Source organism: Polaromonas sp. (assembly GCF_031411155.1).
Lineage (GTDB): Bacteria > Pseudomonadota > Gammaproteobacteria > Burkholderiales > Burkholderiaceae_C > Polaromonas.
This window is the reverse complement of the sequence record NZ_JANOAL010000082.1, coordinates 1-13,338: the sequence shown is the minus strand read 5'-3', so window position 1 is coordinate 13,338 and position 13,338 is coordinate 1. Positions and strand designations below refer to the sequence as shown.

General features: G+C 61.1%; 12 protein-coding genes and 1 pseudogene. 5 read left to right on the top strand and 8 right to left on the bottom strand.

Going from position 1 to position 13,338, the window contains the following annotated elements:
* Both RMO23_RS04760 and RMO23_RS04755 read right to left on the bottom strand, forming a co-directional pair.
* Positions 1 to 229, bottom strand: a 229-nt coding sequence (locus RMO23_RS04760; protein WP_309678970.1) for a type III pantothenate kinase, incomplete at its 3' end; no start/stop codon positions are given.
* A 101-nt stretch (positions 230 to 330) separates the two neighbouring features.
* Positions 331 to 999 carry a helix-turn-helix transcriptional regulator gene (locus RMO23_RS04755; protein ID WP_309678968.1) on the bottom strand — a complete coding sequence of 223 codons (669 nt, stop codon included), beginning with the start codon at positions 997 to 999 and terminating at the stop codon, positions 331 to 333.
* Positions 1,000 to 1,089: 90 nt separating this feature from the next.
* Between RMO23_RS04755 and RMO23_RS04750 the strand changes: the two genes are divergently transcribed.
* Complete coding sequence (locus RMO23_RS04750) at positions 1,090 to 2,391, top strand: HAMP domain-containing sensor histidine kinase (protein ID WP_309678966.1); 1,302 nt, start codon at positions 1,090 to 1,092, stop codon at positions 2,389 to 2,391.
* A gap of 46 nt (positions 2,392 to 2,437) precedes the next feature.
* Positions 2,438 to 3,424, top strand: a complete 987-nt coding sequence (locus RMO23_RS04745; RefSeq protein WP_309678964.1) for a response regulator — start codon at positions 2,438 to 2,440, stop codon at positions 3,422 to 3,424.
* Positions 3,425 to 3,427: 3 nt separating this feature from the next.
* Here the strand turns inward: RMO23_RS04745 and cqsA are convergent, their stop codons facing one another.
* Together cqsA and RMO23_RS04735 are read right to left on the bottom strand one after the other, a co-directional pair.
* Entirely contained in the window at positions 3,428 to 4,678 is a 1,251-nt protein-coding gene (gene cqsA / locus RMO23_RS04740) for an alpha-hydroxyketone-type quorum-sensing autoinducer synthase (protein WP_309678962.1), read from the bottom strand.
* A gap of 206 nt (positions 4,679 to 4,884) precedes the next feature.
* Positions 4,885 to 5,328: a rhodanese-like domain-containing protein gene (locus RMO23_RS04735; protein WP_309678960.1), complete on the bottom strand. Its 444-nt coding sequence runs from the start codon at positions 5,326 to 5,328 to the stop codon at positions 4,885 to 4,887.
* A 214-nt stretch (positions 5,329 to 5,542) separates the two neighbouring features.
* Here RMO23_RS04735 and RMO23_RS04730 point away from each other — a divergent pair, with 214 nt between their 5' ends.
* A complete protein-coding gene (locus tag RMO23_RS04730) occupies positions 5,543 to 6,469 on the top strand; it encodes a PPK2 family polyphosphate kinase (protein ID WP_309678958.1) in 927 nt (308 codons plus the stop codon).
* A 49-nt stretch (positions 6,470 to 6,518) separates the two neighbouring features.
* Positions 6,519 to 6,956, top strand: a pseudogene (locus RMO23_RS04725) (TRAP transporter large permease subunit); the annotation flags it as partial.
* 127 nt (positions 6,957 to 7,083) lie between these two features.
* Here the strand turns inward: RMO23_RS04725 and RMO23_RS04720 are convergent.
* From RMO23_RS04720 to RMO23_RS04705, 4 genes are all read right to left on the bottom strand, one after another.
* Positions 7,084 to 7,809 carry an ABC transporter ATP-binding protein gene (locus tag RMO23_RS04720; protein ID WP_309678955.1) on the bottom strand — a complete coding sequence of 242 codons (726 nt, stop codon included), beginning with the start codon at positions 7,807 to 7,809 and terminating at the stop codon, positions 7,084 to 7,086.
* A gap of 159 nt (positions 7,810 to 7,968) precedes the next feature.
* The gene (locus tag RMO23_RS04715) at positions 7,969 to 9,909 is read right to left on the bottom strand and encodes a branched-chain amino acid ABC transporter ATP-binding protein/permease (protein ID WP_309678953.1); all 1,941 of its coding nucleotides are present in this window, start codon (positions 9,907 to 9,909) and stop codon (positions 7,969 to 7,971) included.
* A gap of 14 nt (positions 9,910 to 9,923) precedes the next feature.
* Entirely contained in the window at positions 9,924 to 10,799 is an 876-nt protein-coding gene (locus tag RMO23_RS04710) for a branched-chain amino acid ABC transporter permease (protein ID WP_309678951.1), read from the bottom strand.
* Between the two features lie 123 nt (positions 10,800 to 10,922).
* Positions 10,923 to 12,170, bottom strand: a complete 1,248-nt coding sequence (locus tag RMO23_RS04705) for an ABC transporter substrate-binding protein (RefSeq protein WP_309678949.1) — start codon at positions 12,168 to 12,170, stop codon at positions 10,923 to 10,925.
* Positions 12,171 to 12,566: 396 nt separating this feature from the next.
* Between RMO23_RS04705 and RMO23_RS04700 the strand changes: the two genes are divergently transcribed.
* A partial coding sequence (locus tag RMO23_RS04700; RefSeq protein ID WP_309678947.1) for a cobalamin-dependent protein occupies positions 12,567 to 13,338 on the top strand: 772 nt, incomplete at its 3' end.

Here is a 13,338-nt window from a genome sequence, read left to right as displayed (position 1 = left end):
CCCAGTGCTCCATCTGCTCGGCGACGCGGCGTTTGACGGCATCGGCGGCCACGATGCAGCCCAGCACCCGGTCCGGTTGCGGCAACACGGCCCAATCGGTATCGGCCAGCTTGTCGAGGTTTTCGAGAAAAACCGCCCCCTGCGCGACCGGGCTTGCGCCCGACGCCATGTCGTCGTAGAGCGCCCATTTCAGGCGCGTATTACCTACATCAAGAGCCAGAAATGTCATGTGACGGAATTATGAACAGATTTGGGTCGCAGGCAGACAGGCTGTAACAGCGTGTTCGAAGGTAGGACAGCCCGCCGTCATGCAACTCCATGGAGGTCGCATCAAATCAGGCCGAACCAGCAGGCCCGCTGCACTGCAGCCATCTTGTTGTCGACCTGCAGCTTGGCCATCGCATTGGCCAGGTGAAAGTTGACGGTGCGCTCGCTGCAGGCCAGGGTCTCACCGCTTTCGCGCGCGGTCATGCCCTGAAACGCCAGGTTCAGGCATTCCAGCTCGCGCGGGCTCAGGGGGCTGCGCGCGTCGGCCAGCGCCCGCTTGAGCAGCGGCCAGATGTTGAGCGCCGACCAGACCAGTTGCGAGGCCTCGGTGCGGTCATGCCACTGGCGCGGGCTGAACAGGTAGCATTCAAACGCGCGCCCCACCGTGACCGGAAAGGCAATGCGCACCACGCTCTGGTAGCCATGGGCCAGCCAGAGCCGGCGCCAGCGCCCCAGACTTTCGAAGGAGGATTTTGAAATATCCTGCCAGGCCACCAGCGGCGCATCCGAGTCGCGCCAGGGTGCGCCAAAGTCCCGGCTCTCGGCCAGTGCCTCGGCCGCGTCCAGCAGGCGCGGCGGATGCAGCGCCAGCACCAGCCGCTCCTCATGCCCCGCAAACGGATCGGGGCCCAGCACCAGCAGCGCCTCCACCGAAAACTCGCGCAGGGCGCACAGCCAGTCGCTGATGACGCCATCGAGACTCACGTTGTCAAAGTTAGCAGGTAGTTGCATTGGCTCGCTCAATCAAGAACACGCACAATACAGTTAAATACCCCATGCGTCATTACCCAGATTTCCGATTTTGAAAAAAAGGCTTCCAACGTGAAGGGGGCCCGCTTCCATGCGTGGCTCGCCCGGCAGCGTCTGCTGCTGTGGCTGCGCGATGAATTCATGCTCGCGCCGCTGGAGCCGATTCTGCACCCGTCGCGTTGGCGGGTTCGCCTTCTGGGATTGACACTGCTGGTAAGCCAGCCACTCTTCGGCCTGATCTGGTCGCAGTGGCTGGTTCAACCCTATGAGAATCTATGGCTGCGTGGCCTGATGAGCCTGCTGGGCGGCGCCCTGATGCTCCCTTATCTGACCCGCGACATCTCCAGTTCGATGACGCGCGTGGCGTTTACCGTCATTGCATGGATAGAGTTTCCGCTGTTTTTTGGCTGGATGTACCTGTGCAATGCCGGCGGTGTCGTCTGGCTTGCCAGCTTTTGCGCGATGATTCTCATCTACTACCATGTAACGGACCTGCGTATTGCCACAGCGGGCATGGTCAGCGGCGCCCTGATTGCTTGGGGCCTGTTTCGCGCGCTCATTCCCAACGCACCTGGCGGGGCAGGAGCCTGGAACGCCGTCGATATGGTGGTGATCGCCTTTAGCTGGGGAGCCTCTTTGTTGCTCAGCCTGTCGTCGGCCAACCTGAGACGGGAACAACTGCGCCACGCCCTGGCCACCATGGGCATCATGGCGCATGAGTTGCGCACGCCGCTGTCGACTGCGGCGCTGATTGGGGACGCGATCCAGCTGGAGGTGCAGCGCCAGCCCGATTCCCCGAGTGCGCTGCAGCTGGACAAACTGGCCTTGCGCCTGCACACGCTGGTGCGCAACATGAACCACCAGATCGACACGCAAATCGCCAACGCCAAGCTGCTGCAGTTGCCCCGACTCGCAGAACAGGTTTCCGCCGCCAGGCTGGTCACCGAGGTGGTGGCGGCCTACCCCTACCAGACCAGCCGCCAGAGGGAGTGCGTGAAGGTGATGGTTCACACTGACTTCATGTTTCAGTCTTCCGCCCGCCAGTTTTCCCAGGTGCTGGACAACCTGATCAAGAATGCCCTGCACTCGCTGATGGCGGCCGACTCCCAGTACGCCCATGGTGCCTTGCGCATTGAAGTGGGCGTGCAGCACGCCAAAGGGCGCATCGTGGTAACCGACAAAGGCATGGGGATCGAGGCCGGCTTGCTGCCCCGAATTTTCAAGCCTTTTTTCTCGAGCGACCTCGGCACCGGACACGGCCTGGGGCTGGCTTTTTGCCAGCAGGTGGTGCAAAGCGCCGGCGGCACCATCCAGGCAAAATCAAAATATGCGGTAGGTGCTATTTTTACCATTGAGTTGCCGGTCTCTGCCTGATAGCCTTGTCGAATACGAATTCTGTCGACCCTACTTAAACGACAACATGCCTTTTCCCCTTTATCGCCGGCCCGGTGGCGTGGTCTTCCTGGATGACGATCCAGACTACCTGGAAATGCTCGCGGTCGTCATGCCGCCCGACTGGTACGCCCGTCTCTTTCTGCGGCCGGTGGACTGCATCAATACCCTGCAGCAGGAACCCCCGTTGTGGGAGGCCGATGCCTGGCAGCAGCAGGAAATCGTCAACCGCTGGCGTGAGGGCGCCGCCCTGATCCCGCAGATCCTGCAGTACTGGCGCGAAGACGGCACGGCGCGTTTCGCCCTGACCCAGGTCTGCGTGGTGGACTACTCCATGCCTGCCATGAGCGGACTGCGGGCCCTGAGCGAGCTGACAAACTGGTCCGGCTCCCGCGTTTTGCTGACCGGCCGCGCCGACGAGCAACTGGCGGTTTCCGCCTTCAACCGCGGCCTGATTGAACAATTCATTCCCAAGCAGTCACCCGACATTCGCCTGCGCCTGACCGAAGCGATTCAAGCCCTGCTCAACACCCCCAACGCCCGGCAACAACAAACCTGGCGCGCCACCCTGCTGCGCGAGCAGCACGCCCTGGTGTGCAATCCCTCGATTGCACGAACGCTGGAGGAACTGGCCCGCAAGCAGGGCTGGATCGAGCATGTCGTCATCGGTGCGCCCTTTGGCGTGCTGGCGCTGGACCACAGGGGCCGCGTCAGCTGGCTGCAACTGGAGCCGGGCGAAAAGCTGCCGGAGCTGGCCGAAATCGCCGAATCCGAGGGCTGCGATGCCCAGACCGTTGAGGACATTCGGGCGGGCAACAAGTTGATGGACCTGGAACTGCAGCTGGCGCTGGGTGACAGCCACAAATCACAGGCCCGGCAGGCGTTTTCCATGGCCTGCGATGCCGGGCTTCTGTACGCGGCGCTCTTTTCAATCGACGAGGCCCTCAGTCCCGGCCAGGCGAACAGCCACGAGCGCTTTATGCAGGCCCACGGCGAGCGCAAGCTGCGCGACTGACGCTCAAGCCTCCTGACCCGCGCGGGCGCGCCGGGCAATCGGCCAGTCCCAGGGCTTGACGATGGGGGCAACTTCCCGCGCCACCCGTTCAATCTGGTTCAGTTCGGACTCCGTCAGGCCCGCATTGAGCGTGAGCCTGACCATGGCGCGGTTGCGACTGGTGGCCGGCGCGCAAAATATAGCACCAAAAATATCGCGTTCCTCCAGCCGGTCGCGCAGTGCCATGGTGTCGGGCTCAAGGCCAGCCTCCAGCGAAATGATCTGCTGCGTCCCTTGATGAATTGGATAACCCATGTCCGACAAACTGCCACGCAGGCGCCGCGTATTGGCGTGCAGGCGCTGCCGTGCGTCATCGCTGCCGCGAATAACGTCAAGCGTTGCCGACAGACCTGCTATTTCATGCGGCAACAGGCACGAGCTGAAAATATTCGGGTAACTGTGGTGCAACACGTAATAGCGCAACTCGGCAGGCACCGTGAAGAAGCCAGCCCGGCCGGCAAACGCTTTGGCCAGGCTTGCCGTGATGAAGTGAACCCGGTCTACCAGCCCAAGCTCGGCGCACAGACCGGCCCCTTGCGGACCATGCGTCCCCAGTGAATGCGACTCATCAACCAGAATGGTGCAGCCATGCTGTTCTGCCACTTCCACCATATCCACCAGCGGGCACAAAGCTCCGGTGGTGCTGTAAACCGAATCCACAACCACGATGCCGGGGCCGTTGCGGGAAATCATGCGGGACAGGTGAGCCGGGTCGTTATGGCGAAACGCGCAGGCAGGCGCACGCGCAGCCCGCGCGCCCTCCCAAAGCGAGGTATGCGCCAAAGTGTCAAGGTAGACGGGCGTTTGATCATCAGCTATGGCCTGCAGCAAGCCTACATTGGCGGCGTAGCCCGATTGGCAGATAAATCCATCCTCCTTGCCAATCCAGGCGGCCATCGAAGCCTCCAGCCGACGGGACGGATGCGCATCCAGCAGAAAAGCGCCCGACTGGATCACGGTTTCGTTATCGCGACGCAAGTTGGTGATCTGCGCACGAACAATGTCCGGGTGCCCGGAAATATTCAGGTAATCGTTGCCATCCAGCCGTATCGAATCGGAGCCGGGATTGCTTCCGTGCAATATGCATTTACCGCCCCACTGGGTGTTCCAGTGCGGCATGAACTGCTTGTCCAGGCGCTCCCGCAGCCGCGGCAGCAGCGCGGGCTCGCGGCGGTGCACTGGCAACAGTTCAGGGTGGCGGTCAAGTACTTGCATGGGGAGGCTCCGTTGGTGATAGGTAGCCCCATTGAAAGCCCTGGCACAGCTTGATACGCCTCAACCCCTGTCAGAACTGACAGGGGTTAGCCCCATTGCCGATTTACGGGTGACCAAACTGCGAACTATTTTCTTCATGGCTACCCGCCACAATCGCAACCTGTGGTTTTTTTGGTTGCAAAAAGTAAGTATTCACCAACCCGCCATCAGCCCTGCTGCCACGGCAGCCCGCGCAGCCGCCAGCCGCCCCGGTGGCCGCGCTGGCCCCGTTCGTCGGCATCGCCCTCAAAACCTTCCAGAATGTTGTAGGCCTCCAGTCCGAGGTCAGTGGCACGGCGGGCAGCGGCCACCGAACGGACACCGCTTCGGCACAACAGCAGCACTTTCTTGCCCGCAGACGCGGCGGTCTTGATGCCTTCGTCAAAGCCTGGATTGAGCGCCATGCCCGGCCACTGCTTCCACGCCAGCGCCACCGCGCCTGGCACATACCCGACCCATTCACGCTCCGCGTCGGTGCGTATATCGATCAAAACAGCCTCGCCCGACTGCACCCACTGAAAAGCCAATTGGGGTGAAACGTCGCCGGCATAACCGGTCGCAGGCAGGACCTGAAGCACGGAGGAAGGAGTCGGAGGGGTGGCGGTATTCATGGCGGATCCGTAGTGGCTTGATTAAATTAGGTATTGCGACCGGCAAACGCGCGCCAAAGCGTTTCCGCACATGCCCGCCGCAGGATTCAAGTTTATTCCCTGGCCGCCAACACCGCTGATGGCTTCGCCCCAATGCGCTTGCTGGAATGCCCGGGCCCAATGACGTGCAAAATCAAAGTGCCCGTTTTCGCAAACTCGTCCTGGAGCCCCCGCAATGCCTTCTGCCCCTATCGACACGCCTCTCACGACCGGCGCGGCCCCTACCAAAGCCAGTATCAAGGTCCTGAAAAATATCCTGGTCAATTGGCAGCCACCCCAAACCGGCGCAGCGCAGGGTGAGGAAGCGTCCAGAAAGAAAATCAAGGCGTGCACCATGGCGGACTTTGATGCTGCGGCCAAGCCTTTTTCCAGCGGCGACAAAGCGCGCGACAAAGCCGCCGTGGAGGCCCTGGCCACCGAGCTCGATGAGCTGCAGAACCTGTTTTATGCCGACAAGCGCTACAAGCTGCTGGTGATCCTGCAAGGCACCGACACCTCGGGCAAGGATGGCACGCTGCGCGGTGTCTTCGGACGCATCAGCCCGCTGGGCGTGCACACCGTGGGCTGGAAAGCCCCTAGCGAAGAGGAGCGCGCCCACGATTACCTGTGGCGCATTCATCAGAAGATGCCTGGCGCCGGTGAAGTGATGATTTTTAACCGCAGCCACTACGAGGACGTGCTGGTGGCGCCCGTCAACGGCTGGATCACGCCGGAGCAGACAGCGCAGCGCTTTGCCCAGATCAATGACTTCGAGCGCATGCTGACGGAGACCGGCACCGTGATCCTCAAGTTCATGCTGCACATCAGCTTTGAGGAACAGGGCCAGCGGCTGCAGGAGCGCATTGACGACCCCACCAAGCACTGGAAGTTCAGCCTGGACGACCTGGCGGTGCGCAAGCAGTGGAAGCAATACCAGAAAGCCTATGAAGCACTGCTGAACGCCACCAGCACGCCGTGGGCGCCGTGGACGGTGGTGCCGGCCAATTCAAAGACGCACCGCAACCTGATGATCGCCACGCTGGTGCGCAGCTCCCTGCAGCAGCTTGACTTGCGTTATCCGCCCAGCGACCCGGCACTTCAGGATCTGAAGATCACCTTCTGAGTACCCTTTTCTCCGGCAGAAATGGTTTCACCCCTATTGAAGGTAATGGGCGGCCAACCTTTCGGCTGTGTTCACGCTGCTGGGCGGCCAGCGCGTGGTGGAGCAGTGGGTGCTGTCCATGGACCTGTCACCGCTGCAGTTCCTGCTGCTGTCGCAGGCCATCATTTTTGTCCTGGGCTGGCCGCTGGAGTGGACCGAAATCATCGTGATCTTCGTGCCCATCTTCCTGCCGCTGCTGACGCATTTCCAGATTGACCCCATCCTGTGGGGCGTCCTCGTGTTCGTCAACCTGCAGGCGGCCTTCCTGTCGCCACCGGTGGCCATGTCAGCCTTCTACCTGAAAGGCGTGTCGCCGCCGCATGTGACGCTCAACCAGATATTCGCGGGCATGATGCCCTACATGCTGATCGTGATCCTGTGCATGGTGTTCATGTATATCTGGCCGGGTATGACGCTGTGGCTGCCGAAGTACCTGTATGGCGGCTGATCCAGCGGACCCGACCGACCCCCGTGCCCGCAGGGTAATCCGCAACACAGCGGCTCCAACACCCGCAGACCCTGCGCGCGAAGGCATCAGGGTCGCCTGACCGCTCGAAATTCGCAGCAGTGCCGCCTCAGTGCCCGCCGCCACCCAGATAGGCCGCCTTCACGGCCGGGTCGTCGCGCAGCTTTTCTGCCTCGCCATGCACCGAAATGCGCCCGTTTTCCAGCACATAGCCATAATCGGCCACCTTCAGCGCGGCAGCGGCAAACTGCTCGACCAGCAGCATGGTCACACCGCGCGCCTTCAGGTCGGCGATGATGCGAAAAACCTCTTCGACCAGAATCGGAGCCAGGCCCATGGAAGGCTCGTCGAGCAGCACGATTTCAGGATTCAGCATGACCGCGCGCGCCATCGCCAGCATTTGCTGTTCGCCGCCCGACAAGGTTCCGGCCAACTGGTTGCGGCGCTCCTTGAGACGCGGAAACAGCTCCATGGCCCGCTCCAGGTCGCCCGGCACATCGCCCTTGGGGCGGCTGCCGGTCAGGCGCGGAAAGGCGCCGAGGATCAGGTTGTCGGTCACCGTCATGGTCGCAAACACGCGCCGGCCTTCGGGTGAGTGCGCCAGGCCCTGCTTGGCAATGGCGTAAGACTCCAGACCGTCCACCCGTTTGCCGTGCAGCGTGATTTCACCGGCCGTCGGCTTGATCATGCCGGACACGGCACGCATGGTGGTGGTCTTGCCGGCGCCATTGGAGCCAATCAGCGTGACCACCTTGCCCTTGGGCACGTCAATCGAGATGCCGTGCAACACCTGCACCTTGCCGTAACCGGCTTCGAGATTCTTGATACTCAACATAATTTGGTAACTTTCTAAAGTGTGTCCAGAAATTTGATTCTCGGGATGCAGGGCAAGGCGCACAGCGCACAGGACACCGGAATGCACTTCAGTGCATGAGGATTCCGAGCACTGCGCAACGCCGCGATGCGCCCGAGAATCGGATTTATGGTCATACTTTTAGGCGGCCGTACCGCCGAGGTAAGCCTCGATCACTTTTTCATCGGCCTGCACTTCGGCCGGCTTGCCTTCGGCAATCTTCTGGCCAAAGTCCAGCACCGACACCGAGTCGCAAATGCTCATCACCACATCCATGTGGTGCTCGATCAGGATCACCGTGATGCCATGGTCGCGAATCTTGCGGATGATGGTGATCAGCACCTTGATGTCCGGTGCGGTCAGGCCCGCAGCGGGCTCGTCGAGCAGCAACAGTTGCGGGTCCAGCGCCAGCGCACGGGCAATTTCGAGCAGGCGCTGCTTGCCATAGGGCAGGTTGCGCGCCTCCTCGGTGGCCAGGTCGCCCAGACCCACAAAGCGCAGCAGCCCCAGGCCGCGCTCGGTGGCGGCTTTTTCCTCGCGCCGATAGCGCGGGGTGTGCAGCGAGACGTCGACGATATTGCTGGCAAAGGTGTGGTGCAGACCGACCTGCACGTTTTGCAGCGCCGTCATCTCGCCGAACAGCTGCACATTCTGGAAGGTGCGCGCAATGCCCGAGAGGGCAATGTCCGACGAGGTACGGCCCACCACCGCATGGCCGGCAAAGTCAATGCTGCCCGCGGTCGGCACATAGATGCCGGTCAGCACGTTCATCATGGTGCTCTTGCCGGAGCCGTTGGGGCCTATCAGGCCGTGAATGGTGCCGCGCTTGACGCGCAGATCGACCTGGTTGATGGCCTTGAGGCCGCCAAACTGCATCAGCACGCCCTGCGCCACCAGCAAATCGGTTCCCGCCTCGCCGGCGCCGGCTTTGGCGGCCACCATGACAGCATCCTTTCCGGCATCCAGCTCCGCCAGGTCAGCGGCGTCAACCAGCACCGGCTTGCGCATGTGAAACAGGCTGCGGATAAAGCCCACAATGCCATCCTGCAGGTAGTACACGACGAACAGAATCATCAGGCCGAAAATGCTCAGGCGCCAGTCGGTGATCGACTGCAGCCAGAAGGCGAAACCGGCCAGCGCCAGGGTGCCCACCACTGGAATCGCCATGGCTTTGGGCGTGGTGATTTTTTTCATCACGCCGACCACCGCGCCCGTGGCGATCAAAAGCGCCAGCGCCGAAGCGACAATGCGGAACAGTTCCAGATCGTCCAGCAGCTTGGGCAGAATCACGATGATGGCGGCGCCCAGCAAGGCGCCCGAGCGCGTCTTGCGGCCGCCCATGATGACGGCCAGCAAAAACAGCACCGTCAATTCGAAGTTGTAGGTATTGGGCGAGATGTACTGCTCCGAATACGCATACAGGCAACCGGCCAGGCCGGCAAAACCGGCGCTGATGACGAACGCATAGACCTTGTAACGGTAGACCGACACGCCCATGCAGTCCGATGCCACCGGGCTTCCGCGCAAAGCTTCAAAGGCCCGGCCCAACTGGGAGCGCAAAATCCGGTGCACCACCACCAGCGAAATCACCATCAGCGCAAACACCAGCCAGTAAAAACCGTGCTCGCTCAGTTGCTGGCCGCCAATGGAAGGCTTGGGAATCTTGATGCCGAGCGGGCCTTCGGTGAGAAAGGTCATCTCGTTGATAAGAATCTGGATGATGGTGCCGAAAGCCAGCGTCACCATGGCCAGATAAGGACCGGTAACGCGCAGCGCGGGCAGCGCCAGCAAGGCGCCAAAACCAGCGGTCACGGCGATACTGGCCGGAACAATGACCCACAGCGGCGCGCCCAGCTTCATGAACAGCACGCCCGCAGTGTACGAACCCACGCCAAACAGGCCGGCATGGCCCAGCGACACCTGGCCGGTGTAACCGACCACGATGTCCAGGCCGAACAGCAAGATGGCATAGATCATGATCGTGCCGATCATGTGGATGTAATACGAGTTGCCGGTAAACAGCGGGGCGGCGGCCAGCAGGGCCAGGCCGATCACCGCCGCAATCAAGGTCTTGCGGTTCATCTTCAAACTTTCTCTTAGACTTTTTTGATGGCGGTTTTGCCGAACAGGCCCGCCGGCTTGAAGGCCAGCACCAGCAGCAGCAACACCAGCCCCGGCACATCCTTGTAGCCTGTGGACAGGTAAAAACCGGTGGTGGTTTCTGCCACGCCCAAAATGATGCCGCCGACAATAATGCCCATGCCGCTGGTCAGGCCGCCAATGATGGCAACCGCAAAGGCCTTGAGCCCCAGCACCGCGCCCATGGTGGCGCCGGTCAGCGTCAGCGGCGCAATCAGCGCGCCGGCAAAGGCGGCGGTGGCCGATGACAGTGCGTAGGAAAAGGTAATCACCAGACCGGTGTTGATGCCCATCAGCTTGGCGGCATCGCGGTCGTTGAAGGTGGCCACCACGGCCTTGCCATAAATGGTTTTGCGGTTGAAAAACTCGACCGCCAGCATCATCAGCACCGCCCCCACCACCACCAGAATCTCCATCGGCAGCACATTGGCGCCCAGAACTTTCAGCGGCGATTCGGGCAACGGCGAGGGAAACTTCAGGTCGTCGCGGCCCCAGATGTTCTCGGCCACGTTCTTGAAAATAATGCCCAGCGCAATCGTCGACATGATCCAGCCGAACTCGCTCTTGATCTTGATCGCGGGACGCACGCCGATGCGCTCGACCAAACCGCCCTGAAACAGGCCAAACACAATCACCAGCGGCAGCATCAGCCAGTAGTTCACGCCCATGTTGACCAGCGTCAGGCCGACCATGGCGCCCAGCATCAGCGCATCGCCCTGGCCAAAGTTGAGGGTGTCCGAGGTCTGAAAGGTCAGCTGGTAGCCGAAGGCAATGACCGCATAGATCATGCCCAGGGCCACGCCGCTATAAATCAGTTGAAGCAGGATTTCCATAAGTGCAGTTCCGGGAAAATTCGACGAACGGGACACAGTCCCTGGGACAGCCAGACATGAAAGCACCGCGCCAGCCGGGTCAGCTGGCGCGGTGCCATCGCTTAACTCACATCAGGCGGTCAGTTACTTCTTGACGACCAGCGCGCCCTTGGCGTTGGCGTCCTTGACGCGCACTTCGGAGGCCTTCTTCATGTCGTCAGGGTAGGCGTACACCACGCGCTGGCCCTTGACTTCACCGAACACCGGGATGTTGGCGGTAATCGCCTCATGGTCCTTGGCGGTGAAGGGCTTGTTGTAGGTGGTCACCACGCCTTCGACCGGCGTCTTCAGGTCTTCCAGCGCGGCCTTGATCTTGGGGCCGTCGGTCGAGTTGGCCTGCTTGATGGCGGCGGCCAGCAGGTAGATCGAATCGTAACCCTGAGCGGCCGACACCGGCGAGTCAATGCGCGCGTTCTTCGGGCTGAAGGTCTTGAGGTAGTTGATGATGAAGGCCTGGCGCTTGGGCGTGGTCGGCTCCTGGATAAAGGTCTGCGGCATGCGCGCGCCTTCGCCGCCTGGGCCGGCGTTGTCAATAAAGTTGGCCATCGACAGGGTCCAGCTGCCGACCATGGGCACTTTCCAGCCCAGCTTGGTCATGCCGTTGGCGATTTGCGCCAGTTCGGGGCCAATCGCATAGGTCAGGATGGCTTCGGCGCCGGCTTCTTTGGCCTTGAGCAGCTGCGCGGTCATGTCCACGTCCTTGATGTTGAACTTCTCGACCGCGACGGCCTTGACGCCCTTGAGCTGCAAGGCGGTTTCGAGGTCGGCGCGGCCCAACTGGCCGTAGTTGGTGGAGTCGGCCAGAATCGCGACTTTTTTGTAGCCGCGGCGGGAAATGGCCTCTTCCACAATCATGGGTGCCTGAATGCTGTCGTGCGCCGCGTTGCGAAAGATGTAGTTCTCGGGCTGGTCGTCAAACTGGTGCGTGACCAGCGAGCCGGTGGCGACGTTGTTCATCACCGGAATCTTGGCTTCCTGAAAGAATCGCTGCGAGGCCAGGGCCACGCCGGTATTGATGTAGCCCACGGCGGCCGTCACTTTTTCCTTGCTGATCAGCTCTTGTGCAATCTGCACGCCGCGTTCGTTTTTGGCCTCGTCGTCACGCTCGACCAGTTGGATCTGGCGACCTATCACGCCGCCGGACTTGTTGATCTCCGCAACTGCCAGCCTGACGCCGTCGCGCATGCTCACACCCATGGAGGAAGAGCCTCCGGTGAAGGGACCTGCGACACCGATCTTGATCGGGTCCGCGGCAACGGCCAGGCCGGTAACGCTTAAAACAGCAGACGCGAGGGCTACTTGGGCAGCCAGTTTTGCAAAACGAATCTTCATGGTGTCTCCAGATAAAAATAGGACTTCGGCAGGTACATCGATCAGGGCGGCTTCGTGACTCTGGCGCTTGGTGGCCACAGGCGAGTCCGTAATCTAGCTGAGTTGACCGTATGCAGTCTTACGGTTTTCACCTAGCGACGCGTAAAGCGGGTCAAACCCGCTGATTTTTTTTAAATACGCGCCAAAAATATTTCATGCGCGCTTTTTTGGTGCGTGATGGGCGCAAAAGCTACGGGTTAACCCGAACCACCAACACCCCATCGACGAAACACTTCGGACTGCGCGCAAGCCCTCCTGAAAAATATCTTGTCCTTTTTTGGTTGACGTTTACGTAAACGTAATATCATGCGGCCTGGGCAGCCGCGGGGGTGCCAATTGCCACAGACGAGGAACCACATGACCGACCTGTCCGCCGAATACAAGGCCCTTGCCAGCTACCGCCCGACGCACAAGGTGCGCTTCATCACGGCCGCCAGCCTGTTTGACGGGCACGATGCGGCCATCAACATCATGCGCCGCATCCTGCAGGGCATGGGGGCCGAGGTGGTTCACCTGGGCCACAACCGCAGCGTCGATGAGGTCGTGACGGCGGCGCTGCAGGAAGACGCCCAGGGCATCGCCATCAGCTCTTACCAGGGCGGGCATGTCGAGTACTTCAAGTACATGGTAGATTTGCTCAAAAGCCGGGGCGGCGAGCATATCCAGGTGTTTGGCGGCGGCGGCGGCGTGATCGTTCCGCCCGAGATTCGCGAACTGCATGCCTACGGCGTGACGCGCATCTACAGCCCGGAAGACGGCCAGAAGATGGGCCTGGCCGGCATGATTGGCGAGATGGTGATGCGCTGCGACAAAGACCTGACCACTTTTGCTCCGTCTTCGGTAGAGGCCATTGCAGGTCACGGGGAAATGAACTGGCGCGCTCTTGCGCAATTAATCACCGCACTTGAGAACGATAAGGCCAATGTGGCGCTTGTCCAGACAGTTCGGGCACAGGCTGCTTTAAAAAAGATACCGGTTCTGGGCATTACCGGCACGGGTGGCGCAGGCAAGTCATCACTGACAGATGAGCTGATACGCCGCCTGCGGCTGGATCAAAACGACAATTTGCGCGTGGCTGTGATCAGCATTGACCCATCCCGCCGTAAGAGCGGTGGCGCGCTGCTGGGTG

Excerpts from the sequence above, each read along its gene's own strand:
- RMO23_RS04715 (WP_309678953.1), bottom strand. The coding sequence starts at position 9,909 with ATGAACCGCAAGACCTTGATTGCGGCGGTGATCGGCCTGGCCCTGCTG.
- RMO23_RS04710 (WP_309678951.1), bottom strand. The coding sequence starts at position 10,799 with ATGGAAATCCTGCTTCAACTGATTTATAGCGGCGTGGCCCTGGGCATG.
- RMO23_RS04735 (WP_309678960.1), bottom strand. The coding sequence starts at position 5,328 with ATGAATACCGCCACCCCTCCGACTCCTTCCTCCGTGCTTCAGGTCCTG.
- RMO23_RS04730 (WP_309678958.1), top strand. The coding sequence starts at position 5,543 with ATGCCTTCTGCCCCTATCGACACGCCTCTCACGACCGGCGCGGCCCCT.
- RMO23_RS04755 (WP_309678968.1), bottom strand. The coding sequence starts at position 999 with ATGCAACTACCTGCTAACTTTGACAACGTGAGTCTCGATGGCGTCATC.
- RMO23_RS04705 (WP_309678949.1), bottom strand. The coding sequence starts at position 12,170 with ATGAAGATTCGTTTTGCAAAACTGGCTGCCCAAGTAGCCCTCGCGTCT.
- cqsA (WP_309678962.1), bottom strand. The coding sequence starts at position 4,678 with ATGCAAGTACTTGACCGCCACCCTGAACTGTTGCCAGTGCACCGCCGC.
- RMO23_RS04745 (WP_309678964.1), top strand. The coding sequence starts at position 2,438 with ATGCCTTTTCCCCTTTATCGCCGGCCCGGTGGCGTGGTCTTCCTGGAT.
- RMO23_RS04720 (WP_309678955.1), bottom strand. The coding sequence starts at position 7,809 with ATGTTGAGTATCAAGAATCTCGAAGCCGGTTACGGCAAGGTGCAGGTG.